Source organism: Bradyrhizobium sp. WYCCWR15520 (assembly GCF_056174665.1).
Genome location: NZ_JBWBWM010000041.1, coordinates 40,826 through 65,468, shown reverse-complemented (window position 1 = coordinate 65,468; position 24,643 = coordinate 40,826). Strand labels below are relative to the sequence as shown.

Sequence of the window (24,643 nt, the reverse complement as noted above, 5' to 3'; positions counted from 1 at the left end):
AGGAGAAAATGGTCGTTCGCATTGCCCTTGCCCGCAAGCTCCTCGTCAGGCTCAACGCAAAAGCTCGCGACGCGCGAACCGCGTATGCCAATGCAACTTGACAAACCAGATAGTCGCTCACCCGGATTGCTCCGCAATCCGACCTCTCCCCGCAAGCGGGGCGAGGTTGAAGGGCGGCGCGAGCAGGCTTCGTCTAGGCTTCTACTCCGCCGCGCCGAGGTGCCGGGCGAGGCTGCGGTGGCTGCCGCGCAAGGCGCGATAGTACTCCGCGCTGCCGGGATCGTCGGTGTGGCGGACGAGGTCGGTGATCGGCGTGTAGCTCAGCATGCGTCCGCCATCGGGTAGTGCGGTGCAGGTGAAGCGCAGCACCTCTCCGTCCACGAGTTCGATGTTGATCGGCGTGGAATCGCCGGTGCGGATCATCTCGGTGCGCTTGGCGATGAAGGCGCTGAGTTCGTCCTCGGGCAGTTGCCACGCACCGGTGTCGCGGCCGTGATACATCAGCGCAATGAACGGCGGCTTGCTGTCGGCCTGCGCGTCGGACAGCTTGAAGTAATCGCGGAAGGCGCGGTTGATGAATTCGGCGCGGGTGTCGGAATCGAGCAGCACAATGCCGATATCAACCTGGTCGAGCGCGGCCGACAGACGTTCCGCGGTGGCATGATGCTTCTTCTCCCACGCGAAAGCGTCGACCCATTTCTGCCTGAGCAGCCCGGTGATCAGCGCGGTGCCGCCGGCGGTCACGGCCAGCAGCAGCATGCGCGCCAGATCCGACATGTCGTAACCGGGGGTGGTGCGGTGGTTGAGAAAGAACAGCGCGGAAGACGCCACGGCGATGACGGCACTGGCCATGCCGGAGGCGATGCCACTGATGGAAGCGGCAAGGGCGACGATGCAGACGAACAGCGGCGCGGGATTGGGGACCGGAACGAAATGCCGGTCGACGAGGAGGGCGATCAACGCCGTCGCCGTTGTAAGAGCCGGACCGGAGATTGCGCGCCAGTTTAACTGCATGCCGTTCTCGTCACTTGCCGGGAATACGACGCAAGCATGCCTGATTGTTGCGATTGTGCACGCCTTTCTGCCGCCAGTCCTAAGAGAGAGTTGCAGGAATGCGTAGAGCTTTCGTATTTTTGAAATCAAATGATATCGATCCAGGGAACGGGTACCACACCCGACGATTAGCGCGCGACATTTTTCAAGAAGGGAAATCGATGCCTACTGTTTCGCCCACGCTGCTGCCGGTCCTGATGCTGTTCGCCTCCAATGTCTTCATGACCTTCGCCTGGTATGGCCATCTGAAGTTCAAGGGAAGCGCGCTGCCGACGGTCGTGCTGGCGAGCTGGGGGATCGCCTTCGTCGAATACTGGCTGGCGGTGCCGGCCAACCGCTGGGGCAGCGCGGTGTATTCGGCAGCCCAGCTCAAGACCATCCAGGAGGTGATCACACTGGTGGTGTTCGCCGCCTTCTCGGTGCTCTACCTAAAGGAGCCGCTGGGGTGGAATCACGCGCTCGGCTTTCTCTTCATCGCCGCTGGTGCGTTTCTGATTTTTCACAAATGGGCGTGAGGGCTCTTTTGTTGAATATTCGGAACAAGGCTGTCGAACCGGGGTTGTAGCCTGCCCGCCACGATGCTTCAGTGCTACATTATCACCTTCCTTCTTCCAGCCTCACGGACCGCCGCGCCATGCCCCGACCGCACGCTGCCTTGTCCTTTGTTCGTCCATTGATCGCATCGCTCGCGCTGGCATTTGCCGCCGTGGCGCACGCCGCGCCGGTGTCCGATGTCCATGCGCTGGCGCAAAAGGAGCAGCAGCCCCTGCTCGATACGCTGCGCGACCTCGTGCAGATCGAATCCGGCAGCGGGGACATCGAGGGCTTGAACCGGATCGCCGAGCGCATTGCCGACCAGCTGAAGCAGCTCGGCGGCGCCGTGGAAATCCTGCAGCCCAGCGACATCTACCGCCTCGACGACACACCCGAGAAGGTGGGCCCGGCCGTGTACGCCGTCTTCAAGGGCACGGGCCGCGCGAAGGTCATGCTGATCGCGCACATGGATACGGTATACCTCAAGGGCATGCTGAAGGATCAGCCGTTCCGCATCGACGGCGACAAGGCCTATGGCCTCGGCATTGCCGACGACAAGCAGGGCATCGCCATCATCATCCACGCGGTGGCCATGCTGCAGAAGCTGAACTTCAGGGAGTACGGCGAGCTCTCGGTGCTGATCAATGGCGACGAGGAGATCAGCTCGCCCGGCTGGCGCAGCACCATCACGCGCCTCGCCGCCGAGCAGGATGCCGTGTTCTCGTTTGAGGGCGGCGGCACCGACGGCGCGCTGCGCCTCGCCACCAGCGGCATCGGCTCAGCCTATCTCACGGTGCAGGGCAAGGCATCGCATGCGGGCGCCCGGCCTGAAGACGGCGTGAATGCGTTGTATGAGCTTTCGCACCAGCTCTTGCAGCTGAAGGATTTGTCCAGGCCCGAGCAGGGCCTGAAGCTGAACTGGACCGTTGCCAAGGCCGGTACCAACCGCAATGTGATTCCGGCCGATGCCGCGGCACAGGCCGATGCGCGCGCGCTCAAGGTGGCGGATTTCGACGGACTCGAGAAGGCGCTGCGCGACAAGATCAAGACGAAGCTGCTGCCCGACTCCAAGGTGGAGCTGAAATTCGAGGTGCGCCGGCCGCCGCTTGAGGCCACCGACGCCTCGCGCCGCGTCACCGATCACGGCAAGACGATCTATCGGGAACTGGGCATGTCGCTCAACGTGGCCGAGAAGGCTACGGGCGGCGGCACCGATGCGGCGTTTGCCGGCCTCAAGGCGAAGGGGGCGGTGGTCGAAGGCATGGGCCTGTCGAGCTACGGCGCGCACTCCAACGATGCCGAGTATGTGAAGGTCGACACCATCGTGCCGCGCCTGTACCTGACCACGCGCATGATCATGGATCTGTCGAGCGGCAAGCTGAAGTGAGGCCAGCGCCTTGCGCTATCAATGTCGGCAGTACGCACAATCATTTGGCGGCCGGCGTCACCCGCAATATTCGACCTGCCGAACTGTCGGTCAAAAGCCACAGCGCGCCGTCCGGCCCCTGGCGGACATCGCGGATCCGCTCGTGCAGGTTTTGCAAAAGGCGTTCTTCCGAGGTCACGGCATTGCCGTTTAACGTCAGCCGCACCAGCATGGCGCCGCGCAGCGCGCCCAGGAACAGGCTGCCGTTCCATTTCGGAAACAGGTTTCCGGTGTAGAAGGCCATGCCTGACGGCGCGATCGACGGCACCCAGTATTTGAGCGGCTGCTCCATGCCGTCCTTGCTCGTTGCGTCGTGAATCTTCGCGCCGGAATAATCGATGCCGTAGCCGATCACCGGCCAGCCGTAATTCTTGCCCTTGCCGGCGATATTGACCTCATCGCCGCCGCGCGGGCCGTGCTCGATTTCCCAGGGCTCGCCGGTCGCCGGATTGATCGCAAGCGCCTGCACGTTGCGGTGCCCGTAACTCCAGATTTCCGGCTTGGCATCGGCGCGGCCGGCAAACGGATTGCCCGATGGCACCGAACCATCGGGCGCGATCCGGACGATCTTGCCGAGGTGATTGCCGAGGCTTTGCGCCTGGTCGCGATAGGTGAAGTGATCGCCGAGCGCCACGAACAGATTGCCGTCATCGGCCTGCGCGATGCGGCAGCCATAGTGATTGCCTGACGACAGCGGCCCCTGCTGGCGGAAGATGATCTTGACCTCGTCGAGGCGGCCGTTGGCGTCGTTCAGTTTCGCGCGCGCGGCCGTGGTGCGTCCGCCGCCCTCGGTCCGTTCGGCGTAACAGAAATAGATGGTCTTGTTCTGCGCAAAGGATTTGTCGGTGACGACATCGTGCAGGCCGCCCTGACCGGAGGCCCATACCTCGGGCACACCCTTGAGCGGTGGCGAGATTTGTCCTTCGGCGCTGACGAGGCGCATGCGGCCGGGGCGCTCGGTCACCAGCATCTTCCCATCCGGCAGGAACGCCAGCGCCCAGGGATTGACGAGGCCCCTGGCGACGGTCCGCACCTCGAGTTCGCCGGCCGAGGAACCGAACGCTTGCTCCTGGCCGCGCGTGCCGGTGGCGATCAGGAACGAGACCGCAAGCAGGATCGCTACCGTCAGCGCGACGGTGACAAGGCCGACAGGTGTCTTCATGCGCATCCAATCGCGATGCCGATCATCGCGGGTTCGCTGATGATGCAAATGATGCAAACAAAAAAAGCTTAACAGCTATCCGGCAAACGGCAGCGCCATCGAGGCCTTGATCGACAGGATGGTCAGCGCCACCACGAAGCACAGCGACAGCGTGCCGATCGCGAGCGAGGTGGCGATCGCGTTCGTCAATCGGGAAGAAGCAACGGGCGTACGGCGGCTTTCGAAGCCGACCGAGCCGGGCGACCGAATCATTGGTCAAAATCCTTGTAGTGCGGGGCGAATCACCCGCGACGTCAGGAAAACTTTGCAATGATCACCGGCAACAATGCGGCGGTCGGTCGTTGAAAATGGCGGAATAGCGGCAAAGGTTAACTTATACCCGCTATTGTTAACTTTTTGGCCGCCTGCTCGCGCGAAAGTGAGGAAGCTCGCAGGCTATGCGCCGGCGACGATGCCGGCCTGGTCGTCGACCTCGGTCTGTGGCCGCCAGTCCATAGTGACGAAGCCCGGGGTCTGTTCGACCCGCCGCAGCCAGGCGCGGATGGCGGGGAAGGTGGCGAGGTCGTAGTCGCAGCGGTCGGCGACATGGGTGTAGCCGTACAGCGCGATATCGGCGACCGTGAGCTGCCCTGCGGCGAAATAGGCGCGGGTCTTGAGGTGGTTTTCCATCACCTGGAGCGCTGCATAGCCGCGCTCCATCCAGTCCTCCAGCGCATGCGTCTGCAGGTCGCGGCCGCCCTTGACCAACGACAGCCAGAAATAGGCGGCGCCGATATTGGGCTCCAGCGCGTGCTGCTCGAAGAACATCCATTGCAGCGCTTCGGCGCGCTCGACCCGCGACTCCGGCGCCAGCGAGGTGCCGCCGCAGACATACCAGAGGATGGCGTTGGACTCGGCGAGATAGCGGCCCTCGGCGACTTCCAGCAGCGGCACCTGTCCGCTCGGATTTTTCTCCAGAAAATCCGGCGTGCGGCTTTCGCCGCGGAGAATGTCGACTTCGATGGCCTCATACGGCGCGTTAAGCAGCGCCAGTGCAAGGCGGACCTTGTAGCTGTTGCCGGATCGCTGCATCGAATAGAGCTTGTACATCGTCCTGGATTTCACCCCGATCGAGAAAGCACGCACGCAACAGTTGCGCGCCCGCGCCATCAGCGGTTCGCACCGCAACGCGGCCAAACAATGATGCCGATATCACGGTGTCGCAAGTCCCGGGGAATGGAAAAAGTCGAAAACCTCTACCGCACTGCACGCGCGCAGAATGTTTCCATCAACACGGCGGAACAACAAAGATCACGCTTGCGCGACGCGGGGCGCACCAAGCTCATGGCTGGCGCGATCGAGGGCCGCGCGCCGCAATACCAGTGCACAGAAAGCCAGCTCTGCGAACAGGCCCAGGGGTATGTAGCTGACGCCGGCGATGCTGCGCGACAGCAGCGGCGCGATCCAGACAAACGCGAGCAGGCTGATCTCATAGTCGCCGAAGCGCGCATCTGCTCTCGCCGCGACGAAGAAGGCGAGCGCCGGCGCGAGCAGCATCAGGTCATAGTCGAGGACGTGCGGGGAGGCGAGTGCGGTGGCGGCAATCAGAAGCGCCGCCTTGATGGCGTGATCGCGGCTAGTATACCAGATCCACGCGGTGGCGGTGATCGTGAGCACGGACACCGCTGTTTGCGCCATATAGGCAGGCGTCACGCCGCCGCCCCACAGCCTGATCGCGGCAAACGTGCTCTGCAGTTTCTCGAAGCCGACATTGCCTTCTTCCAGCAGCACCTTGCGCGAGATCTCGGTGGATGCGAAGAACGCCGTCCAGGCATCCACCCCGAACAAGGCTGCGGATGCGCCGGCGAGGACGATCACGGTGATGCCTGCGGAAAAAACCGTGCGCCATTGTCTGGCGGCCACCAGCGCCAGGGGAATGACGAGCGCGAATTGCGGCTTGTACGACAGAAGGCCAAACAATACGCCTGCGACAAGCGGCCGTTGCGGCAGCGCGACCAGCGCCGCACCCAGCAAGGCGGCGCTCAAAAAGCCGTTCTGCCCATGGCCGAGATTGATGAAGACGGCGGGGAAGGCGACGGCCACCGGCAGCCACAGCCGGTCGATCGCGCCGTGCTGCTGCCGCGCCGGCCGCAGGATCGCGCCGATTACCACGAGATAGAACGCGAACGTAAGACCCTGCCATGCGGCCAGTGCCAGCGCGTACGGCAAAAGCGCCAGCGGCGCCGCCACGAGAAAAAAGCTCGGTGGGTAGAGCCAGCTATAGAACGGCGTATCGGGCCCGAACAATTGCTGCTCGCGGGCATGATGCAGGGCCATGTTGTAGGCGTCCGCCGCTCGTCCCTCCAGCGCCAGCGTGCCGGCCGCGTAGAAGCTTGAGAAGTCGGTCCCGATCGGCTTGCCGTTACGGTCGACCAGGTCATGCGACAACGCGATCCAGCCGACGACGGCCAGGCCGGCGAATGCGAGCAAGATCAGACAATAGGCGCGCACGCGCGAAGCCGTCAGCCATTCGCCGGACCGCAGCGCTTGCCAGATATGAGCCATTTTACCGCGGAACTTTACGAATATTGCGCCGTATTGCTCCGACCGTACCGAGCCCGCTTTAACGTTCCCTAAAGTTCGGCCGTTTCCGGCCAAGCTTCTTGCGATGCAGCGCGGAGCGCCGTAGGGTGCGGCGTTCCCATCAAAAAGAGTCGTGAATTTCAGTGGTCACGACGTTTGCCAGGAGATCATGATGCCCTTCCTGTCCGCCTCGCTCGCCCGTGTGAAGCCGTCCGCGACGATCGCGGTCACGGACAAAGCGCGCGCGCTGAAAGCGGCGGGTCGCAACGTCATCGGTCTCGGCGCCGGTGAGCCGGATTTCGATACGCCCGCCAACATCAAGCTGGCGGCGATCCGCGCCATCGAGGCCGGCAAGACGAAGTACACCGATGTCGGTGGCATTCCCGAGCTGAAGGAAGCCATCATCGCCAAGTTCCAGCGCGAGAACGGCCTGACCTACAAGCCGAACCAGATCATCGTCGGCACCGGCGGCAAGCAGGTGCTCTACAACGCGCTGATGGCGACGTTGAACCCCGGCGACGAGGTCATCATCCCGGCGCCGTACTGGGTGAGTTATCCCGAGATGGTGGCGCTCGCCGGCGGCGAGTCGGTGCCGGTGGTGTGCCCGGCCTCCAGCGGCTTCAAGCTGCGCCCGGAGGATCTGGAAAAGGCGATCACGGCGAAAACCAAGTGGATCATTCTCTGTTCTCCGTCGAACCCGACCGGCGCCGCCTACACGCGTACCGAACTGAAGGCGATCACCGACGTGCTGGTGAAGCATCCGCATGTCTGGGTGATGACCGACGACATGTATGAGCACCTGGTCTATGACGACTTCCAGTTCGCCACGCCTGCGCAGGTCGAGCCGAAACTGTATGAGCGCACGCTGACCGTGAATGGCGTCTCGAAGGCCTATTGCATGACCGGCTGGCGCATCGGTTACGCCGGCGGCCCGGCCGACTTGATCAAGGCGATGGCGACGATCCAGTCGCAGTCGACCTCGAACCCGTCGTCGATCGCGCAGTGGGCGTCGGTGGAGGCGCTGAACGGTCCGCAGGACTTCATCCCGGTGCACAACAAGGTGTTCAAGGAGCGCCGCGATCTCGTGGTGTCGATGCTCAACCAGGCCAACGGCATCGAGTGTCCGCGGCCGGAAGGCGCGTTCTACGTCTATCCGTCCTGCGCCGGCACCATCGGCAAGACCACGCCGTCGGGCAAGGTGATCGCCAACGATGAGGACTTCGTCACGGAGCTGTTGGAGAACGAAGGCGTCGCCGTCGTGCAGGGGTCCGCGTTCGGCCTCGGCCCGGCGTTCCGCATCTCCTATGCGACCAAAACCTCCGACCTCGAAGACGCCTGCAAGCGCATCCAGCGCTTCTGCGGCAATTTGCGATAACAGGCGTTTCGCACGCACCGGCCCATTCCGCACATGATGCGGGATGGGTCCGGTTCGCAAAAAGCAATCGCGTCAAAAAGACGGCCGTCAAATCACATCGCGTGTAAACTGAAGCGCAATGTTTTGACGGCTTTTGACGGCTTCTTGAGGAAGCGCCATGTTTTCGACACGGCGCTTCCATCCTGTCCGCTCCGCTAAATTTGTTCATCATCATGATGCGGAGACTGGGACACATGCGACTTCTGACACTGACACTCGCCACGGCGGCACTGATCGCGCCGATCGCAAGCGCCAACGCGGCGCCGCCGGTTCGCGCCGGCATCCTGCAATGCCAGGGCGGCCAGAATGTCGGCTTTGTCGTCGGCTCGGTGACCAGCCTCGAATGCGTGTTCCGCAGCGAAGGCCGCCGGCCTGAACCCTATATCGCCAAGGTGCAGCGCATCGGTCTCGATCTCGGCGTGACCGAGCAGACGCAGTTGCAGTGGGCCGTCAATGCGCCGACCAGCCGGCTCGGCCGCGGCGAACTCGCTGGCTCCTATGGCGGCGTCGGCGCCAACGCATCGATCGGCATCGGCGGGGGCGGCAACTTCCTGGTCGGCGGTCCCGCCAACGCTTACGCGCTGCAGCCGATCAGCCTGCAGGGACAGACCGGACTCAACGTCACCGCCGGCATCGCCGGCCTCGAACTGCAGCCGTTCTACGGCAACGGCCCGCGCCGGCACGCTCGCCGGCATCACCGACGCGGTTGAGGATGACATGTTAAGGAAAAGGCCCGCGCAAGCGGGCCTTTTTTGTTGATTGTTACGTTCAGCTTCGTTTGGGCTACGCGGCCCGAATGAAGGTGATCCGGCCGGCCGTGCCGCGTTTGCGATGCGGCTTCAAGGTAATCTCCACATCCTGATCGAAGGCGGTGAGCATCCGCATCAGCTTTTCCACGGACACCAGCCGGAACTGGCCGCGCAGCAGCTTCGAGAGGTCGGGCTGTTTCATCCCTACCAGCTTGGCCGCCGCGACCTGGGTGAGACCACGTTCGGCGATCAGTCGCTTCAACTGCACCACCAGTGCAGCCTTGAGTTGGTGCTCCTCTGCATTAGGTAAACCAAGATCAGCGAAGATATTGCCGCTTCCAACTTCATGGGCGGGCAGTTTTTTGGCGCTCATCATCGAACTCCCCTGGCTGCTTTGTGAATGGCTTCGGCGTCGCGCAGGCGCTGGCGTATCAGATCCATGTGTCGCTGAGGGGTGGCTATCCCACTGGTGGATTTTTTTTGGAAGGCGTGCAGGACATACAGGACACCCTCAAGACGCACCGTGTAGACGGCGCGATAGGTATCGCCATCAAAATTGTCGCGAATCTCCAACACTCCGCTCAAACCCTTCAGAGGCTTGGCGTTGTGTGGATGCTCCCCGATCTGCGCTTCGAAAAGAGCTTGCCCGATCCCGCTGCGGATGGCCGCTGGAAATCCTTGCAGGTCCTTTCGGCTGGAGCCCACAAAAATCGCAGGCTTAATAGCGCGGAGCAGATCTTTCACAGATCTATAGATATATACCTATATTCATCTGTCAAGGGTGTTTTGAAGCTAGGGCTGGCGACCGATCAGCGAAGTTCGATGGGTCAATTCCAGATAGGCAAATGCGCAGACCAAATCTCACTTCGCTCGCATCGGGATGATGTTTGTCTCTGATGGTTAAGCACCCTCCTGCCAACCTGGCACGGCCTGCGACGTTATGGCATAGAAATGCGAGCGTTGCGGGCACGGCCTTGTTTTAATTCTCTGCTCGCATCACTTTTTTCAGCCGGAGATTACTTCATGCGTCCTTTCATCCTTGCCGCTGCCGCGCTTGCCACGCTGGCTTCGTCGATCAGCGCCGCCAATGCGCAGCAGGTGCAGCGCTTGCAGGTCGGCGTGCTGGAGTGCCGCGGCGGCGCCAGCGTCGGTTTCATCGTGGGTTCCGTCACCAATCTCGGCTGCGTGCTGCGCGCTGAAGGGATGCCGGAGGACCGCTACATCGCCACCATCCGCAAAGTCGGGCTCGATCTCGGCATCACCCAGGAATCGGCGCTGGCCTGGGGCGTGTTTGCACCGGCGGCGCGGCTCGGGCCAGGCGGCCTGTCCGGCGATTATGTCGGCGCGCAGGGCAGCGCGACGCTCGGCGTCGGTGTCGGCGGCAACGTGCTGGTCGGCGGCTCCGCCAATTCGATCGCGCTGCAGCCGCTCAGCGTGCAGGGCCAGGTCGGTGTCAGCATTGCTGCCGGATTGGAAAGTTTGGAACTGCGGCCGGGGCGTTAGTTTTCCCCGCGAAGCAATCTATGCTCAGGCTCGCTGAAGCATGACATCCTAGTTCCTTCTGCTATCGCCTGAGGTACCAATGACTTATGTGCGTTATCTCCCAGATTTGGAGTGGAGTAAGCATACTGCCGCATCAGCGGTCGACGAACTCCTGGTTGCGAAGCTGATCTCGGAAGAAAAGGCGGACTGGGCGCGAGAGATCGTTGCACAGGACATCCACATCCAATTGCTATCTGGAATACGGCCGAAAGACTCCGAACCCTAAACCGCTTTTGCGCAATGACGCGGCTGGGATCTGGTCCGCACCTCACATCGCACCGCAGCGAATTTTTCCCGCTTGCCAAATCGTCGCGACAGGCGGAGCATCAAAGGTCGCCGACCCAATCACGGGCCGAGCTCCAAACAGGGAGGCGGCAATGGGACAAGACGTCAGAAGTCCCCGAGGTCCACGGTGCATCGCGCTGGTGGGCCCTTTCCAAAGCGGTAAAACCACACTCCTCGAAGCGATCCTTGCCCGAACGGGCGCCATCAAGAATGCCGGCAGCGTCGATGCCGGAACTTCCGTAGGTGATGCCAGTCCCGAAGCGCGCCATCACAAGATGGGGGTGGGCTTAAGCGCCGCCACCACCACCTTCATGGGCGACAGTTACACGTTTATCGATTGTCCCGGCTCGATCGAATTCGCGCAGGACATGCGCAACGCGTTGCCCGCGGTCGATGCCGCGGTCGTGGTCTGCGAGGCGGACGAGAAGAAGCTGCCGCAACTGCAGATCATCCTGCGCGAGCTGGAAGATCTCGGCATTCCCCGTTTTCTGTTTTTGAACAAGATCGATCGCGCCAACAAGCGCATCCGCGAAACGCTGGCGACGCTGCAGCCGGCCTCGCGCGTGCCGCTGGTGCTGCGGCAGATTCCGATCTGGAAGGGCGACTTGATCGAAGGGTTCGTTGATCTCGCGCTGGAGCGCGCCTTCGTCTATCGCGAGCACAAGCCCTCCGAAGTCATTGCGCTGGAAGGCGGCGATCTCGACCGCGAGAAGGAAGCGCGCTTCTCGATGCTGGAGAAGCTCGCCGACCATGACGACGCGCTGATGGAGCAGTTGCTGGAGGACATCCAGCCGCCGCGCGACGCCGTGTTCGACGATCTCGCCCGCGAGCTGCGCGAAGGCCTGATCTGCCCGGTGCTGCTGGGCGCTGCCGCGCGCGAAAACGGCGTGCTGCGGCTGATGAAGGCGCTGCGGCATGAATCGCCCGGCGTCGCCGAGACGGCAAAACGCCTCGGCGCATCCGCGCAAAAGGAAGCGCTGGGCTTTGTGTTCAAGACGGTGCATCTGCAGCACGGGGGCAAGCTGTCGCTGACGCGGCTGCTTGCCGGCCGCCTCGAAGACGGCGCGACGCTGCAATCCTCCTCCGGCGAAGCCGGGCGGGTTTCCGGCATCCTTGCCGTCAACGGCGCGCACGACACCAAGCGCCCTGCGGCGGAAGCCGGCGAGACGGTTGCGCTCGGCAAGCTCGACGCGGTCAAGACCGGCGACACGCTGTCTGGCGGCAAGACCGCGCCGGCCGCGTTGGTGCAGGTCGCGCCGACGCCACCGGTGCTGGCGATGTCGCTTGCGGCGACCGACCGCAAGGACGACGTCAAGCTCGGGCAGGCGCTGCTGCGGCTGAACGAGGAAGATCAGTCGCTGACGATGATCCAGAATCCGCGCACCCACGACATCGTACTGTGGGGGCAGGGCGAGATGCATCTGCGCGTCGCGCTGGAACGCCTGCGGGATCGCTTCGGCGTCAACGTCAAGTCGCAGCCGCCCGCGATCGGCTATCAGGAGACCATCCGCAAATCGATCACCCAGCGCGGTCGCCACAAGAAGCAGTCCGGCGGTCACGGCCAGTTCGGCGACGTGGTGCTGGAAATCAAGCCGATGCCGCGCGGCTCGGGCTTCGAGTTCCACGAAAGGGTCGTCGGCGGCGCGGTGCCGCGCAACTATATCGGCGCGGTGGAAGAGGGCGTGATCGACGGCCTTGCCAAGGGCCCGCTCGGCTTCCCCGTCATCGACGTCGATGTGACGCTGACTGACGGCTCCTATCACAGCGTCGACTCCTCCGATCTCGCCTTCCGCACGGCGGCGCGGATCGGCATGAGCGAGGCGCTGCCGCAGTGCCAGCCGGTGCTGCTGGAGCCGATCCACATGGTGGAGATCGTCTGCCCGACGGAAGCGACGGCGAAGATCAACGCCATCCTGTCGGCGCGGCGCGGCCAGATCCTCGGCTTCGACACCCGCGAGGGCTGGGCGGGCTGGGATTGCGTCCGCGCCACCATGCCGGAGGCGGAGATCGGCGATCTGATCGTGGAGCTGCGATCCGCCACCGCCGGCGCCGGCGGCTTCACCCGCCAGTTCGACCGCATGGCCGAGGTCACCGGCCGCGCCGCCGACCAGATCATCGCCGCGCATCGCGTCGCGGCGTAGCTCCCGGCAGGATCGCCGCGGCCAAACCGGCCGCGGTGACCCGCGTTCGGCTTGACACGCCTCCAGGGAAGATAAATTGATCGTCGTGGCCGGGTTTATCCCGGCCATCGACGTCTTTGAGGAGGTTGTTTTTCGTGTCTAAGCCCCCTGCCGCCTGCCTGATCGGATGGCCGGCCGCGCATTCGCGTTCGCCGTTGATCCATCACTACTGGCTGCGGACACTCGGCATCGAGGGCGGCTATGTCATCGAGGCGGTGCCGCCGGACGAGTTCAAGGATTTCATCTTCCGCCTGTCGCTGCGCGGCTTCGTCGGCGCCAACGTCACCATTCCGCACAAGGAGCTAGCGCTTGTCCTGTCGAAGCCGGACGAGCGTGCCCGCGCCGTCGGCGCGGCCAACACGCTGTGGTTCGCGGACGGCGAATTGTGCTCGACCAACACCGACGTCGAAGGCTTCATCAACAATCTCGACGCCAGCGCGCCCGGCTGGGACAGAACTGAGGATGCGCTGGTGCTCGGAGCCGGCGGCTCGTCGCGCGCGGTGGTGTTCGGCTTGCGCGAGCGCGGCATCAAGCGCGTTCATCTTGTCAACCGTACCATGGCGCGCGCGAGCGCGCTGGCGGACCAGTTCGGCGCGAGCGTCTTGCCCGTGGCGTGGGATGCGCTCGGCGATATCCTGCCGCGTGCCGGCCTTCTGGTGAACACGACCTCGCTCGGCATGAAGGGGCAGCCGCCGCTCGAACTCGATGTCGGGCAGTTGCCGTCACACGCCGTCGTCGCCGATCTCGTTTATGTCCCGCTCGACACGCCCCTGCTTGCGGCCGCACGCGCGCGCGGGCTGAAGACGGCTGATGGGCTCGGCATGCTCCTGCACCAGGCGGTGCGCGGCTTCGAACTGTGGTTCGGACAACGCCCCGAGGTGACGGCGGAACTGCGCGCACTGGTCGAGGCCGACCTCACGAATACATGATCGGCTGATCGCGAACTATTGAGCCGGAATTTTTTTGAATAGCCGGGGTCAATGGCTACGTCAGTGCCGCCACCGGAGAGCCCCGCATGTCCATCCCCCGCTATCAGCTCGTTCGCCCGCTTGTCGCCATCGCGATGGTGGCAGGCTCCACGCTTTTCGCGATCGCCCAGCAGCCGCCGACGCCGACGCGCGTTCGCGGCACCATCGAGGCAGTCGATGGCGACGTGCTCGCGGTCAAGTCGCGCGGCGGCGAGGATGTCAGGCTGAACATGACCCGCGACCTCAACGTCGTCGGGATCAGCAAGATTGCGCTGTCCGACATCAAGGTCGGCTCCTTCATCGGCACCACCACGGTGCCGGGCCCCGATGGCAGCCAGAACGCGGTGGAGGTGCATGTGTTTCCGGAAAACATGCGCGGCACCGGCGAGGGCTCGCGACCCTATGATCTCCGCCCCAACTCTACGATGACCAACGCCACGGTGGCGGATTCGGTGGTCGGCAATGACGGTCACACCCTGACGATCAAATACCGGGGCGGCGAGAAGAAGGTGGTCGTATCGCCGGAGACGCCGGTTGTGACCTACGTTCCCGCCGACAAGTCCAACCTCAAGCCAGGTGCCAAGGTGATTGCCTTCATGAAGAAGCTGCCCGACGGCTCATTCGAGACCAGCCGCGTCAGCGTTGGCCGCGACGGCCTGACCCCGCCGATGTGAAGTCGCCTCGTGGAATAGGAATAGCTACTCCCGCGCGGTGTTTGCGTTGAGTTGGGCGCCAAATACATCTCGGGAGGAATACTATGCTGAAATCTTCTTCAGGCCCGCGCGTGCTCGCGGCCTCGCTGGGCTTTGTCGCTCTGCTTGCGACGGAGGCTTGGGCGCAACAGCCGCCGACGGTTCGGATTCGTGGCACCATCGAGGCCGTGGAGGGGCCGATGCTGTCGATCAAGTCGCGCGACGGCACCGACATGAAAGTGCGTGTTACCGACAATGTCGCCGTGTTCGGCGTGGCCAAGACCGAGCTGTCCGAGATCAAGGAAGGCTCCTATATCGGCGTCACCGGCATGCCGGAGCCGGACGGCACCCAGAAGGCGGTCGCGGTGCATATCTTCCCCGAAAACCAGCGCGGCGCGGCCGAAGGTTTCCGGCCCTGGGACGCGCGGCCGAACTCGACCATGACCAATGCCACCGTAGCCCAGACCGTGAAGGGCACCGATGGCCAGAACATCCTGGTCAAATACAAGGACGGCGAAAAGAAAGTCGTGGTGCCGGAGGGTACGCCTGTCGTCACCTTCGTCGCCGGCGACAGGTCCGAGCTGAAGCCGGGCGCCAAGATCATCATCTTCGGCGCGGTGAAGAAGGACGACGGCACGCTGGAAGCCGCGCGCGTCAATGTCGGCCGCGACGGAATTACGCCGCCGATGTGAGAGTAGGCGCAGCTCTCTCAACGGGTCGTCCCCGCGAACGCGGAGACCCATAACCACGACTGCTTGTTGTTGGACAAGCTGGGACTCCAGCTCCACACATTATAAGCATCGGTGGTTATGGGTCCCGGATCGCACGTCGCTTGTCCGGGACGACAGGGATAGAGCTTGCCTCAAACCGCGAGCACGCGATCGTCAATGGTGTTTACGCCGCACAGGCTCATGATCCTTGGCGCACAGCGCAAGCACGCGCGGATTTGCGTTGGTAATGCGAGGGCGACGAGAGGAGGCAATGAGAGTTGCTGTATCAAGGTGTCGTGATCCGTCTCTTCAATCATCACGTTGTTTGCCGCGGCAAGGGGAGCATGTCGTCCTGAGCAATCGCACGCTAGAATCGATGGAACTCAGTAATCCTCCTTGAGTACGCTTTCCGTCATATTGATTTTCCCTTGGGCCGAGAGCATTAAGCGCTGCAGGCAAACGTTGCTTGCCATCTGCTGTCCGTTAAACGGCGACGTACCGAAATCTCCGTTTCTTCAAAGTGGCAGCGCTGGTGCCATCGGCAGGCCTTTCAAAACTTCCGCCTTTCTGAATGCTCGGCGCGTCCGCGTCCGCGTCCGCGTTTGCATTGCAATGCCCCCGGTCTGAGGGACGCACGACAGGAGGAAGTCCATTACCGGAGGCATCGGTGGCCGTACCGGAAGCGTCGCAGTATCCGAACGATTCCATCGTCTGAACGTTTGGGAGCGCGAAACGCATCAGTCCAACAGAGGAGCATCCTATGAAATTGGCTCAAACATCAGCATTGCTTTTTTGTCTGCTAACCGCCGCTCCGGCGGTCTCGATCGCGGCCGACGCCAAGAGTGATGTCGAAAAGGCGTACGCGGCCTGGGATGCCGCATTCAACAAGCAGGACGCTAAGGCGCTCGCTGCCGACTATGTGTCGACTGCCAAGCTGATGCCGCCCTCGCACCAGGTGGTGTCGGGTCCAGCGGAGATCGAAAAATTCTGGGCCGGGCTCTTCGCGAACGGCGTGACCGGCCACAAGCTGGAGGTCATTGACGCTGGCGGAGACGACAAGGTCGTCTTCGGCACGGCCAAGTGGAGCGCTACGGGCAAGGACAAGGAGGGTAAGCCGACGCCCTTTAGCGGGCTAGCCATGCATGTATTCGAGCGCCAAGCGGGTGGCGCGCTGAAGCTGAGGCTTCAGACCTTCAACTGAGGTGACGTCCGCAACCCGCCCTCGGCGGTGTGAAGACGACTGAGCGCGACGCATCATCTCCACAGTTCGCGCGGCCTTGAATTCGGCATTTTCGCCCCGCGCTGCCACTCCCTACGCAGCGTAGCGGCGGCGAGACGGGTGAGGTGGCTGTTTTCGCGGATAGAGACCCCTCATCCGCCTTGCCTTTGGCAAGGCACCTTCTCCAGAAGGAAGAAAGCAGCTTCGCTTGTCCGGGACGACGGGAAGAGCCCGTCTAAACCGCCAGCACGTTGTCGTCGATCTCCGCGATGGTGTTGACGCCGCACAATCCCATCGTCGTGAGCATTTCCTTGGCCAGGATGTCGAGCGCCTTGGCGACGCCGGCTTCGCCGGCAGCGCCCAGGCCATAGGCATAGGCGCGGCCGATCATGCAGGATTTGGCGCCGAGCGCGAGCGCGCGCACCACGTCCATGCCGGTGCGGATGCCGCCGTCGAACATGATCTCCATCTTCGAGCCGACGGTATCGACGATCTCCGGCAGCACCTCGATTGACGATGGCGCGCCGTCGAGTTGCCGGCCGCCGTGGTTGGAGACGACGATCGCCTGTGCGCCGGTTTTTGACGCGAGTTCGGCATCCTCGACGTCGAGAATGCCTTTTAGGATCAACTTGCCCGGCCAGATCGAGCGGATCCAATCAAGGTCCTTCCAGTTCAGCGAGGTATCGAATTGCGACGCCGTCCATTCCGAGAGCTTGGTGAGATCCTCGGTGCCTTTGACGTGGCCGACGATGTTACCAAAGGTACGGCGCTTGCCGCGCAAGACGCCCGCGACCCATGAAGGCTTGCTCGCAAAGTCGATCAGCTTCGCCAGCGACCATTCCGGCGGCACTGTCATGCCGTTCTTGATGTCCTGATGGCGCTGGCCGATCACCTGCAAATCGACGGTCAACACCAGCGCCGAGCATTTCGCGGCGATGGCGCGCTCGATCAACGCCTTGATGAAACCGCGGTCTTTCATCACGTAGAGCTGGAACCAGAACGGCTTGTCGACGGCGGAGGCGATATCCTCGATCGAGCAGATCGACATCGTGCTCTGGGTGAAGGGAATTCCGGCCGCCTGCGCTGCGCGGCAGGCATGGATCTCGCCGTCGCCATGTTGCATGCCGAGCAGGCCGACCGGCGCGAGGATCAACGGCATCGCGGCCGGCTCGGCGAGGATCGTGGTGGAGAGATCGCGCTTGGAGACGTCGACCAGGATGCGCTGGCGGAACTTGATCTGCTGCAGATCCTCGGAATTGGCGCGCAGCGTGTCCTCGGTGTAGGAGCCGCGGTCGGCGTAGTCGAAAAACGCCTTGGGAACCCGGCGCTTGTGCAACTGGCGCAGATCCTCAATGCAGGTGATGTGCTTCATGGACGTCCCGGCCCTTCTTGAATTTCGTAGTCGTGTCGTCATCTAGCATGATTGGATGGCGAGCCAAATCGCATCTCGCAGGGCCATTCCCGACTGGGAGGGACATCCCATGACCGGACCGCGCATAGGTGCCCACGACGAGCCCCGCTGGGCCGATCGCGAGGAAAAGCGCCGGCTCGACGACGCCCTGCACGAAGGTTTGGAAGCGACCTTTCCGGCGTCAGACCCCGTCAGCGTCACCCAGCCGCCGCCGACCAGAGGCGATCACCACGCCAAGCGGGGGAACTAGCGCCCCGGTTCCAGATCTGCCTTTCGCAGGAATATCCAGGTATACCAATCGCTTATAGGTTGGCCGCGGCCCCTTACAGCCGTAATGATTAATCACATTTTTTGAAGCCATTTTAGTCGTCGAGGGATTATAAGCACCTTGCACGCTACGATGGTGGGCGTTCGGGGATTCGTGGCCGTGATGGCCTGACGAAGACCCTGGAATGGCCGGGGGGTTAGATGAGCCGCAAATATTTCGGTACCGACGGAATTCGGGGCCGCGCCAATGGTTTGATCACGCCGGAGCTCGCGCTCAAGGTGGGGCAGGCGGCCGGCCTGGTGTTTCAGCGCGGCGAGCATCGCCACCGCGTCGTCATCGGCAAGGATACGCGCCTCTCCGGCTACATGATCGAATACGCCATGGTAGCCGGCTTCACCTCGGTCGGCATGGACGTGCTGCTGCTCGGCCCGATGCCGACGCCGGCGGTTGCGATGCTGACCAAGTCGATGCGCGCCGATCTCGGCGTGATGATCTCGGCTTCGCACAACCTGTTCGAGGACAACGGCATCAAGCTGTTCGGCCCGCAGGGCTTCAAGCTCTCCGACGATGTCGAGAAGCAGATCGAGCAGTTGCTCGACGAGCCGATCGACCGCCGCCTGGCGCAGAGCGCCAGCCTCGGGCGCGCCCGCCGCATCGACGGCGTCCATGACCGCTACATTGAATTCGCCAAGCGCACGCTGCCGCGCGAGCTCTCGCTCGAGGGCCTCCGCGTCGTGATCGATTGCGCGCATGGCGCCGCCTACAAGGTGGTGCCGGAAGCGCTATGGGAACTGGGCGCCGACGTCATTGCGATCGGCGTCGAACCCGATGGCTTCAACATCAACAAGGAATGCGGCTCGACCTCGCCGGAGACGCTGGCCAAGAAGGTGCGCGAGATGCGCGCCGACATCGGCATTGCGCTCGACGGCGACGCCGATCGCGTCATTCTCGTCGACGAGCGCGGCCATGTGGTCGATGGCGACCAGTTGCTCGCGGTGATCGCGCAAAGCTGGAAGGAAGACGGCCGTCTCGCCAAGCCCGGCATCGTCGCCACCGTGATGTCCAATCTCGGGCTCGAGCGTTTCCTCGAAGGGCAGGGCCTCGGCATGGTGCGCACGCCGGTCGGCGATCGCTACGTGCTCGAGCAGATGCTGAGCCAAGGCTACAATCTCGGCGGCGAGCCCTCGGGCCATATCATCCTGTCCGACTACGCCACGACCGGTGACGGCTTCGTCGCCGCGCTGCAGGTGCTGGCCGTCGTGCAAAAACTCCGCCGTCCGGTATCGGAGGTCTGCCATCGGTTCGATCCGCTGCCGCAGATTTTGAAGAACGTGCGCTATCGCTCCGGCAAGCCGCTCGACCATGCCGATGTGAAATCGGCGATCATGGACGGCGAGAACCGCCTCAACGGCCACGGCCGCCTGCTGGTCCGCTCCTCCGGCACCGAGCCCGTCATTCGCGTGATGGGCGAGGGCGACGATCGTGACCTGGTCGAGGACGTTGTCGACCAGATCGTCAACGCGCTCGGCCACGCCGCAGCCGCATAAGCGCGTTTTATCCGGCATAGATGTAACTGTTGATCGGCGGTGCGCAGCAGCGCATCGCAGCCATCGGCTATTGCTGCTGGTCGCGAGGGGATTCCGGCCGTAGAAAAACAAGCATTGCCGTCCCGCCAATCCTTCTTCGGAATGCGCCGTTGAACAAGCCCGTCATCGTCAGTGAGGAAACCGAGACCGCGCCGGTCGTTGTGTCGGACGCGGCACCTGGCCTCGCTGCGAAAGCGGCCGTGGCAGGGCCGGCTTACATCGTGCTCGCCGGCATCAGTTTCTCGCATTTCCTCAACGACACCATGCAGTCGTTGATCGCTTCCGTCTATCCGATCCTGAAAGACGCCTACGCGCTCGACTATTCGCAGATCGGCATGATCACGCTGGCGTTTCAGTTCACCGCGTCGCTGCTGCAGCCATTGGTCGGGCATTTCACCGACAAGAAGGCGCAGCCGTTCTCGCTTGCGATCGGCATGGGTTTTACATTTTTCGGCTTGCTGCTGCTCAGCGTCGCGCATCTCTTTCCCATCATTCTGATCGCGGCGGCGCTGGTAGGCCTCGGCTCGGCGGTGTTCCATCCGGAGTCGGCGCGGATCGCGCGGCTCGCCTCGGGCGGTCGTTACGGCATGGCGCAATCGGTGTTTCAGCTCGGCGGGAGTTTTGGCACGTCGATGGGGCCGGTGCTGGCGGCGCTGATCGTGGTGCCGTTCGGCCAGCCCTCTATCGCCTGGTTCTCATCGATCGCGTTTCTGGCGATCGTGATCCTGTGGCGGATCGGCGCCTGGTACAAGCCGCAGATCGCGACCAGGAAATCGGCCGCGGTGGAACGTCATCCGGACCTGCCGGATTCAAGGCGCGTCAAAATAGCGCTCGCAGTGCTGGTCGCGCTGCTGTTCTCGAAGCAACTCTACGTGTCGAGCCTGTCGAGCTATTACATCTTCTACCTGATCGACAAGTTTGGCGTGTCGACGCAGGCAGCCCAGCTCTACCTCTTCCTCTTTCTCGCTTCCAATGCCGCGGGCGCGTTCTTCGGCGGGCCGCTCGGCGATCGCTTCGGGCGCAAATACGTCATCTGGTTCTCGATAGCAGGCGCGCTGCCGTTCACGCTGGCGCTGCCCTATGCGGGACTCTACGCGAGCGCCGTGCTCACCATCTTCATCGGCCTGATCATTTCCTCGGCGACGGCGTCGATCATCGTTTTCGCGCAGGAACTGATGCCGCATCGCTTCGGCATGATCTCGGGCGTGTTCTTCGGCGTCGCCTTCGGTATCGGCGGACTAGGTGCGGCGGTGCTCGGCAAGCTTGCCGATCACACCGGCATCGCCTTCGTCTATCACCTCTGCGCCTTCCTGCCGGCGCTTGGTCTGCTTGCGGTGTTTCTGCCGAAAATGCCCAGACACATGCGTTGAGCAGATCCGGGGAGCGGTACGGTGTACTCGAATGCCAAGGTGCGCCTGCGGGAAAACCAAGCGGGCGAGGGCGCTGCCGCTCGCGTCAACAAAATCTTAACGCCGCGATCGCGCGCCTGATTTCTTCAATACATCGTTAGGATGTTGGGCGGCTTTGCTATTTTTTCCCGCGTTGTAGAAGGCGTTGCGACTCGCGTCGCAGACGGCGTCGCGAGAAAAGTGAGAGATTGTCAACCTTAAAAATTAGGGTTAAGCGCCGCTTAAGCATTTAATGCCATCGTCCGTCCGTGAGTTTTTGAAGTGGGGCCTTTTTGCAGTCAGCCTCACCGGACAGAGGACGAAGCCCATGCGTAGCGTTAAGTCATTCATTGCCGCCGGTGCGGCGACTCTATTGTCCTCGGCGGCGTTCGCTGCCGACATGCCCATCGCGCCTCCTCCGTACGCGGCCCCGGTGGTCGAGGATTTCGGCGGCTGGTATTTGCGCGGCGACATCGGCTTCAGCAACCAGCGCGTCGATCGTTTGAACAACGCGCTCGACGCCAACGGTACTACGTCGAGGCAGACGAACACCTTCGGCACCGCCGGCATCTTCGGCCTTGGCGTCGGTTACAAGGTCAACAACTGGTTCCGCGCTGACGTGACTGGTGAGTATCGCGGCAATTCGCAATTCCTCGGCAAAGACGTCATCACCTTCCCGGGCGGCTTCGGCACCGATACCTATCACGCCACCAAGTCGGAATGGGTCGTCCTCGCCAACGCCTATGTCGATCTCGGCACCTGGTGGTGCGTCACGCCGTTCATCGGCGCCGGTGTCGGCGGCGCGCGGGTTTCGATTGCAAACTTCACCGACCATGGCATCACCAATTTTGGTGGCGTCACATCATCGAGTCTCGCCTTCGGCGACAACGTCGCGAAGTGGAATTTCGCCTGGGCCGCGCATGCCGGTCTCGCCTACAGGGTCACGCCGAACTTCACCGTCGAACTTGCCTACCGCTATCTTGACATGGGCGATGGCCTGACCGGCGATCTGCGTACCTTCGACGGCACCAACGCCATCTACAACCCGACCACCTTCAAGCACATCACCTCGCACGACCTGAAGCTCGGCGTGCGCTGGGATCTGACCAGCCCGCAGGTCTACGCACCGCCGCCGCTGATCCGCAAAGGTTAATCGCAACCTTCATTCGTTAACGACTGCCGAACGGCGCGGGGTATCTCCCGCGCCGTTTTGCTTTTGGCTCGCATGGCGATGCGGAAGGCGCGCGCGAAAAATCTTCGACTGCTTTTCGGCAAGAATGCGCCAATCGCAGGGCGCAACAACGATTGGTTAAGGTTAACAGGCGATGATCAGCGTCAAGTTCAGAGTGTGGGAATGGAGCGTTGCGATGCGTCGATTGTTGTTGGTGGCTGTGATGTGTGGGGCGGTAAGCGGCGCGCAGGCGGCCGATATGCCGGACCTTCCTTTTCTACGCGGCAGCTTCACCGAGGGGCTGAGCAGAAGCAGCGTCAACTGGAGCGGCGCCTATGTCGGCGCCCACGCTTCTCACGGCGCCGCGGACATGGACTTCACCAATTCCGCCCAGGACCTGCTCGCCAAGCTCATGAACAATCTCGATATCGAAGCGGAGTTCGACATCTCGAAGTGGCCGTTGCTCGGCAAGGCCCATATGCAGAACAGCGGCTATGGCGGGTTCGTCGGCTATAACTGGCAGTGGACCGAAGCCGTCGTCGGCATCGAGCTGAACTATACCCACGGCAATTTCTTTGGGTCCAACATGGGCTCGCAAGCCCGCTCGTTTCAGTTTCCGACCAACTACGTGACCACCGCTGCCGTCGCCTCGGCCGCTACGATGAAGGTCACCGACTATGGCTCGCTGCGGGTGCGCGGCGGATACGCGATCGACAACTTTCTGCCCTATGGCTTTGCCGGCATTGCAATGGGGCGGGCGAATATCAATCGCTGGGCATCCTATTCCGCTTACTATGAATATGTCGGCGCGGCCGTTCCACCGCTTCCCGACTACCAGGGAAGCGGTAACCTGACCGACAACGCCAACGCTCATTTCATCACCGGCTTCGCTGGCGGTGTCGGCGTTGACGTGATGCTGTACGCGGGCCTCTTCCTGCGCGCCGAGTGGGAATATCTCCGGTTCACCTCGAAGGTCGATACCACCATCAACACGGTCCGCGCCGGTCTCGGCTACAAGTTTTGATTGCGTGATGGCGGCGCCGCTCCGGCGCCGTTGACAGAATTGCCGCCGCCTGTTGCACTGCCGCCCTAACAAGGGGCGACGCATGAAGGTCTACGGCGACACCAATTCCGGAAACTGCCTGAAGGTGAAGTGGGTGTGCGATCATCTCGCGCTGCCCTACACTTGGGTCGCGGTCGATACGCTCAAGGGCGAGACGCGGACAGCGGAATTTCTCAAGCTCAACGGCGCCGGCCAGGTGCCGACGGTCGAACTCGACGACGGCCGCACGCTGGCGCAATCCAACGCCATCATCCGTTACCTCGCCCGCGGTTCCGGCCTGATCCCCGCGGACGCGTTCGCAGAAGGCAAGATGGACGAGTGGCTGTTCTGGGAACAGTACAGTCACGAGCCCTATATCGCGGTGTGCCGCTTCCAGATGTTCTACCTGAAGAAGCCGGTCTCCGACCTCGATCCCGAAAAGGTCAAGCGCGGTTATGCAGCGCTGGCGCGGATGGAGCATCAGCTTGCGCTGACGCCGTTTCTGGTCGGGGACGCCGTCACGCTGGCTGACGTTTCGCTGCTGGCCTATACGCGCGTGGCGCATGAGGGCGGCTTCCATCTCGACGGCTATGCCGCGGTGCGCCGCTGGATCGGGGCAACCGAAAAATTCCTCGGCCTGCCGCCGGCGCGCTAACTTCACCGGAAATTGCCATGTCTGCCATCTCGGAGATCACCATTCGCCCCGCGCGTCGCGAGGACGTCGGCACCATCGTCGCCATGCTGGCGGACGATCCGCTCGGCGGGCCCCGCGAGCGGATCGAAAACCCGCTGCCGCAATCCTATTTCACTGCATTTGCAAAAGTGCAGCGCGATCCGAACATTCTCCTCGTCGTCGCCGAGGACGGCGAGGGCACGGTGGTCGGCTGCCTGCAACTATGCATTCTGCCAGGGCTGAGCTCGCAGGGCGCCTCGCGCGGCCTGATCGAGGATGTCCGCGTTGCCAGCCGCTGCCGCAGCCGCGGCATCGGCGAGCAGATGGTGCAATGGGCAGTGGTGGAAGCGCGCGCGAGGGAATGCAAGCTGCTCGAACTGCTGACGCATCACACCCGTGTCGATGCGCAGCGGTTTTACGAGCGATTGGGCTTCGCGCGCAGCCATGTCGGCATGACGTTGCGATTTTGATCGCCATCGCGTTTTCGAGCGAGCGTGCCCTCGGACTTGATCCGGGGGTGGAATCTTCGCGCGAAGAAAACGCGTCGGAATAAAGGTCAGCCAACTGCAGTTGAAGCGCATGAGCGACGAATGCCTGAGGTAGTCCTA

The 24,643-nt window shown here is 62.8% G+C and carries 25 protein-coding genes and 1 pseudogene; 18 read left to right on the top strand and 8 right to left on the bottom strand.

Features of this window, described 5'->3' with window-relative positions:
* Nucleotides 1-101, top strand: a pseudogene (locus tag AC0QUY_RS34435) (IS110 family transposase); the annotation flags it as partial.
* Between the two features lie 100 nt (nucleotides 102-201).
* Here the strand turns inward: AC0QUY_RS34435 and AC0QUY_RS34430 are convergent.
* Nucleotides 202-1,014: a PAS-domain containing protein gene (locus tag AC0QUY_RS34430; protein ID WP_161849670.1), complete on the bottom strand. Its 813-nt coding sequence runs from the start codon at nucleotides 1,012-1,014 to the stop codon at nucleotides 202-204.
* Between the two features lie 200 nt (nucleotides 1,015-1,214).
* Between AC0QUY_RS34430 and AC0QUY_RS34425 the strand changes: the two genes are divergently transcribed.
* Nucleotides 1,215-1,568 carry a DMT family protein gene (locus tag AC0QUY_RS34425; RefSeq protein WP_475390420.1) on the top strand — a complete coding sequence of 118 codons (354 nt, stop codon included), beginning with the start codon at nucleotides 1,215-1,217 and terminating at the stop codon, nucleotides 1,566-1,568.
* Between the two features lie 119 nt (nucleotides 1,569-1,687).
* Nucleotides 1,688-2,974, top strand: coding sequence for a M20/M25/M40 family metallo-hydrolase (locus tag AC0QUY_RS34420; RefSeq protein WP_475390419.1), 1,287 nt, complete (start codon nucleotides 1,688-1,690; stop codon nucleotides 2,972-2,974).
* A 40-nt stretch (nucleotides 2,975-3,014) separates the two neighbouring features.
* Here AC0QUY_RS34420 and AC0QUY_RS34415 read toward each other — a convergent pair whose 3' ends face one another.
* The 4 genes from AC0QUY_RS34415 to AC0QUY_RS34400 form a co-directional block, all read right to left on the bottom strand.
* Nucleotides 3,015-4,175, bottom strand: coding sequence for a PQQ-dependent sugar dehydrogenase (locus AC0QUY_RS34415; RefSeq protein WP_475390418.1), 1,161 nt, complete (start codon nucleotides 4,173-4,175; stop codon nucleotides 3,015-3,017).
* Between the two features lie 75 nt (nucleotides 4,176-4,250).
* Complete coding sequence (locus AC0QUY_RS34410) at nucleotides 4,251-4,427, bottom strand: hypothetical protein (RefSeq protein ID WP_202639168.1); 177 nt, start codon at nucleotides 4,425-4,427, stop codon at nucleotides 4,251-4,253.
* A 183-nt stretch (nucleotides 4,428-4,610) separates the two neighbouring features.
* Nucleotides 4,611-5,264 carry a glutathione S-transferase family protein gene (locus tag AC0QUY_RS34405; protein WP_161856179.1) on the bottom strand — a complete coding sequence of 218 codons (654 nt, stop codon included), beginning with the start codon at nucleotides 5,262-5,264 and terminating at the stop codon, nucleotides 4,611-4,613.
* Nucleotides 5,265-5,465: 201 nt separating this feature from the next.
* Nucleotides 5,466-6,719, bottom strand: coding sequence for a glycosyltransferase family 87 protein (locus tag AC0QUY_RS34400; protein ID WP_475390417.1), 1,254 nt, complete (start codon nucleotides 6,717-6,719; stop codon nucleotides 5,466-5,468).
* Nucleotides 6,720-6,909: 190 nt separating this feature from the next.
* Here AC0QUY_RS34400 and AC0QUY_RS34395 point away from each other — a divergent pair, with 190 nt between their 5' ends.
* Together AC0QUY_RS34395 and AC0QUY_RS34390 are read left to right on the top strand one after the other, a co-directional pair.
* Complete coding sequence (locus tag AC0QUY_RS34395; RefSeq protein WP_161849666.1) at nucleotides 6,910-8,112, top strand: pyridoxal phosphate-dependent aminotransferase; 1,203 nt, start codon at nucleotides 6,910-6,912, stop codon at nucleotides 8,110-8,112.
* A gap of 233 nt (nucleotides 8,113-8,345) precedes the next feature.
* A complete protein-coding gene (locus AC0QUY_RS34390) occupies nucleotides 8,346-8,861 on the top strand; it encodes a DUF992 domain-containing protein (protein WP_161849665.1) in 516 nt (171 codons plus the stop codon).
* A 73-nt stretch (nucleotides 8,862-8,934) separates the two neighbouring features.
* Here the strand turns inward: AC0QUY_RS34390 and AC0QUY_RS34385 are convergent, their stop codons facing one another.
* Nucleotides 8,935-9,273 (bottom strand): helix-turn-helix domain-containing protein, encoded by a 339-nt coding sequence (locus AC0QUY_RS34385; protein WP_161849664.1) that lies wholly within the window; start codon nucleotides 9,271-9,273, stop codon nucleotides 8,935-8,937.
* Nucleotides 9,273-9,644: a type II toxin-antitoxin system RelE/ParE family toxin gene (locus AC0QUY_RS34380; RefSeq protein WP_161849663.1), complete on the bottom strand. Its 372-nt coding sequence runs from the start codon at nucleotides 9,642-9,644 to the stop codon at nucleotides 9,273-9,275. Before AC0QUY_RS34380 ends, AC0QUY_RS34385 begins: the two co-directional genes overlap by 1 nt.
* A gap of 279 nt (nucleotides 9,645-9,923) precedes the next feature.
* On the opposite strand from AC0QUY_RS34380, the gene AC0QUY_RS34375 reads away from it, so the two are divergent.
* The 6 genes from AC0QUY_RS34375 (at nucleotide 9,924) to AC0QUY_RS34350 (ending at nucleotide 16,478) form a co-directional block, all read left to right on the top strand.
* Nucleotides 9,924-10,403, top strand: coding sequence for a DUF992 domain-containing protein (locus AC0QUY_RS34375; protein ID WP_475390416.1), 480 nt, complete (start codon nucleotides 9,924-9,926; stop codon nucleotides 10,401-10,403).
* Between the two features lie 416 nt (nucleotides 10,404-10,819).
* A complete protein-coding gene (locus AC0QUY_RS34370) occupies nucleotides 10,820-12,868 on the top strand; it encodes an elongation factor G (RefSeq protein ID WP_475390415.1) in 2,049 nt (682 codons plus the stop codon).
* A gap of 134 nt (nucleotides 12,869-13,002) precedes the next feature.
* Nucleotides 13,003-13,836 carry a shikimate dehydrogenase gene (locus tag AC0QUY_RS34365; protein ID WP_475390414.1) on the top strand — a complete coding sequence of 278 codons (834 nt, stop codon included), beginning with the start codon at nucleotides 13,003-13,005 and terminating at the stop codon, nucleotides 13,834-13,836.
* Between the two features lie 134 nt (nucleotides 13,837-13,970).
* The gene (locus tag AC0QUY_RS34360) at nucleotides 13,971-14,549 is read left to right on the top strand and encodes a hypothetical protein (RefSeq protein WP_475390421.1); all 579 of its coding nucleotides are present in this window, start codon (nucleotides 13,971-13,973) and stop codon (nucleotides 14,547-14,549) included.
* Nucleotides 14,550-14,632: 83 nt separating this feature from the next.
* Nucleotides 14,633-15,259, top strand: coding sequence for a single stranded DNA-binding domain-containing protein (locus AC0QUY_RS34355; protein ID WP_161849659.1), 627 nt, complete (start codon nucleotides 14,633-14,635; stop codon nucleotides 15,257-15,259).
* A gap of 778 nt (nucleotides 15,260-16,037) precedes the next feature.
* Nucleotides 16,038-16,478: a YybH family protein gene (locus AC0QUY_RS34350; RefSeq protein ID WP_161849658.1), complete on the top strand. Its 441-nt coding sequence runs from the start codon at nucleotides 16,038-16,040 to the stop codon at nucleotides 16,476-16,478.
* A gap of 253 nt (nucleotides 16,479-16,731) precedes the next feature.
* Here the strand turns inward: AC0QUY_RS34350 and AC0QUY_RS34345 are convergent, their stop codons facing one another.
* Nucleotides 16,732-17,868, bottom strand: coding sequence for an alpha-hydroxy acid oxidase (locus tag AC0QUY_RS34345; protein ID WP_475390413.1), 1,137 nt, complete (start codon nucleotides 17,866-17,868; stop codon nucleotides 16,732-16,734).
* Between the two features lie 55 nt (nucleotides 17,869-17,923).
* On the opposite strand from AC0QUY_RS34345, the gene AC0QUY_RS34340 reads away from it, so the two are divergent.
* The 7 genes from AC0QUY_RS34340 (at nucleotide 17,924) to AC0QUY_RS34310 (ending at nucleotide 24,505) form a co-directional block, all read left to right on the top strand.
* Entirely contained in the window at nucleotides 17,924-18,157 is a 234-nt protein-coding gene (locus AC0QUY_RS34340; RefSeq protein WP_475390412.1) for a hypothetical protein, read from the top strand.
* A gap of 218 nt (nucleotides 18,158-18,375) precedes the next feature.
* Entirely contained in the window at nucleotides 18,376-19,722 is a 1,347-nt protein-coding gene (gene glmM, locus AC0QUY_RS34335) for a phosphoglucosamine mutase (protein WP_161849655.1), read from the top strand.
* A gap of 149 nt (nucleotides 19,723-19,871) precedes the next feature.
* A complete protein-coding gene (locus AC0QUY_RS34330; protein ID WP_475390411.1) occupies nucleotides 19,872-21,131 on the top strand; it encodes an MFS transporter in 1,260 nt (419 codons plus the stop codon).
* A gap of 346 nt (nucleotides 21,132-21,477) precedes the next feature.
* Nucleotides 21,478-22,302, top strand: coding sequence for an outer membrane protein (locus tag AC0QUY_RS34325; RefSeq protein ID WP_475390410.1), 825 nt, complete (start codon nucleotides 21,478-21,480; stop codon nucleotides 22,300-22,302).
* Between the two features lie 214 nt (nucleotides 22,303-22,516).
* Complete coding sequence (locus AC0QUY_RS34320) at nucleotides 22,517-23,344, top strand: outer membrane protein (RefSeq protein ID WP_475390409.1); 828 nt, start codon at nucleotides 22,517-22,519, stop codon at nucleotides 23,342-23,344.
* 82 nt (nucleotides 23,345-23,426) lie between these two features.
* Nucleotides 23,427-24,017, top strand: a complete 591-nt coding sequence (locus AC0QUY_RS34315; RefSeq protein WP_475390408.1) for a glutathione S-transferase family protein — start codon at nucleotides 23,427-23,429, stop codon at nucleotides 24,015-24,017.
* Between the two features lie 17 nt (nucleotides 24,018-24,034).
* Nucleotides 24,035-24,505, top strand: a complete 471-nt coding sequence (locus AC0QUY_RS34310; protein WP_475390407.1) for a GNAT family N-acetyltransferase — start codon at nucleotides 24,035-24,037, stop codon at nucleotides 24,503-24,505.
* The last annotated feature ends 138 nt before the right edge of the window (nucleotides 24,506-24,643 follow it).

What these genes read in the sequence shown, in the direction of transcription:
- AC0QUY_RS34310 (WP_475390407.1), top strand. Translation starts at nt 24,035, where the DNA reads ATGTCTGCCATCTCGGAGATCACCATTCGCCCCGCGCGTCGCGAGGAC.
- AC0QUY_RS34385 (WP_161849664.1), bottom strand. Translation starts at nt 9,273, where the DNA reads ATGAGCGCCAAAAAACTGCCCGCCCATGAAGTTGGAAGCGGCAATATC.
- AC0QUY_RS34315 (WP_475390408.1), top strand. Translation starts at nt 23,427, where the DNA reads ATGAAGGTCTACGGCGACACCAATTCCGGAAACTGCCTGAAGGTGAAG.
- AC0QUY_RS34410 (WP_202639168.1), bottom strand. Translation starts at nt 4,427, where the DNA reads ATGATTCGGTCGCCCGGCTCGGTCGGCTTCGAAAGCCGCCGTACGCCC.
- AC0QUY_RS34320 (WP_475390409.1), top strand. Translation starts at nt 22,517, where the DNA reads ATGCGTCGATTGTTGTTGGTGGCTGTGATGTGTGGGGCGGTAAGCGGC.
- AC0QUY_RS34420 (WP_475390419.1), top strand. Translation starts at nt 1,688, where the DNA reads ATGCCCCGACCGCACGCTGCCTTGTCCTTTGTTCGTCCATTGATCGCA.
- AC0QUY_RS34325 (WP_475390410.1), top strand. Translation starts at nt 21,478, where the DNA reads ATGCGTAGCGTTAAGTCATTCATTGCCGCCGGTGCGGCGACTCTATTG.
- AC0QUY_RS34430 (WP_161849670.1), bottom strand. Translation starts at nt 1,014, where the DNA reads ATGCAGTTAAACTGGCGCGCAATCTCCGGTCCGGCTCTTACAACGGCG.
- AC0QUY_RS34405 (WP_161856179.1), bottom strand. Translation starts at nt 5,264, where the DNA reads ATGTACAAGCTCTATTCGATGCAGCGATCCGGCAACAGCTACAAGGTC.
- glmM (WP_161849655.1), top strand. Translation starts at nt 18,376, where the DNA reads ATGAGCCGCAAATATTTCGGTACCGACGGAATTCGGGGCCGCGCCAAT.
- AC0QUY_RS34340 (WP_475390412.1), top strand. Translation starts at nt 17,924, where the DNA reads ATGGCGAGCCAAATCGCATCTCGCAGGGCCATTCCCGACTGGGAGGGA.
- AC0QUY_RS34395 (WP_161849666.1), top strand. Translation starts at nt 6,910, where the DNA reads ATGCCCTTCCTGTCCGCCTCGCTCGCCCGTGTGAAGCCGTCCGCGACG.
- AC0QUY_RS34355 (WP_161849659.1), top strand. Translation starts at nt 14,633, where the DNA reads ATGCTGAAATCTTCTTCAGGCCCGCGCGTGCTCGCGGCCTCGCTGGGC.
- AC0QUY_RS34400 (WP_475390417.1), bottom strand. Translation starts at nt 6,719, where the DNA reads ATGGCTCATATCTGGCAAGCGCTGCGGTCCGGCGAATGGCTGACGGCT.
- AC0QUY_RS34415 (WP_475390418.1), bottom strand. Translation starts at nt 4,175, where the DNA reads ATGAAGACACCTGTCGGCCTTGTCACCGTCGCGCTGACGGTAGCGATC.
- AC0QUY_RS34425 (WP_475390420.1), top strand. Translation starts at nt 1,215, where the DNA reads ATGCCTACTGTTTCGCCCACGCTGCTGCCGGTCCTGATGCTGTTCGCC.
- AC0QUY_RS34350 (WP_161849658.1), top strand. Translation starts at nt 16,038, where the DNA reads ATGAAATTGGCTCAAACATCAGCATTGCTTTTTTGTCTGCTAACCGCC.
- AC0QUY_RS34370 (WP_475390415.1), top strand. Translation starts at nt 10,820, where the DNA reads ATGGGACAAGACGTCAGAAGTCCCCGAGGTCCACGGTGCATCGCGCTG.
- AC0QUY_RS34390 (WP_161849665.1), top strand. Translation starts at nt 8,346, where the DNA reads ATGCGACTTCTGACACTGACACTCGCCACGGCGGCACTGATCGCGCCG.
- AC0QUY_RS34375 (WP_475390416.1), top strand. Translation starts at nt 9,924, where the DNA reads ATGCGTCCTTTCATCCTTGCCGCTGCCGCGCTTGCCACGCTGGCTTCG.
- AC0QUY_RS34345 (WP_475390413.1), bottom strand. Translation starts at nt 17,868, where the DNA reads ATGAAGCACATCACCTGCATTGAGGATCTGCGCCAGTTGCACAAGCGC.
- AC0QUY_RS34360 (WP_475390421.1), top strand. Translation starts at nt 13,971, where the DNA reads ATGGTGGCAGGCTCCACGCTTTTCGCGATCGCCCAGCAGCCGCCGACG.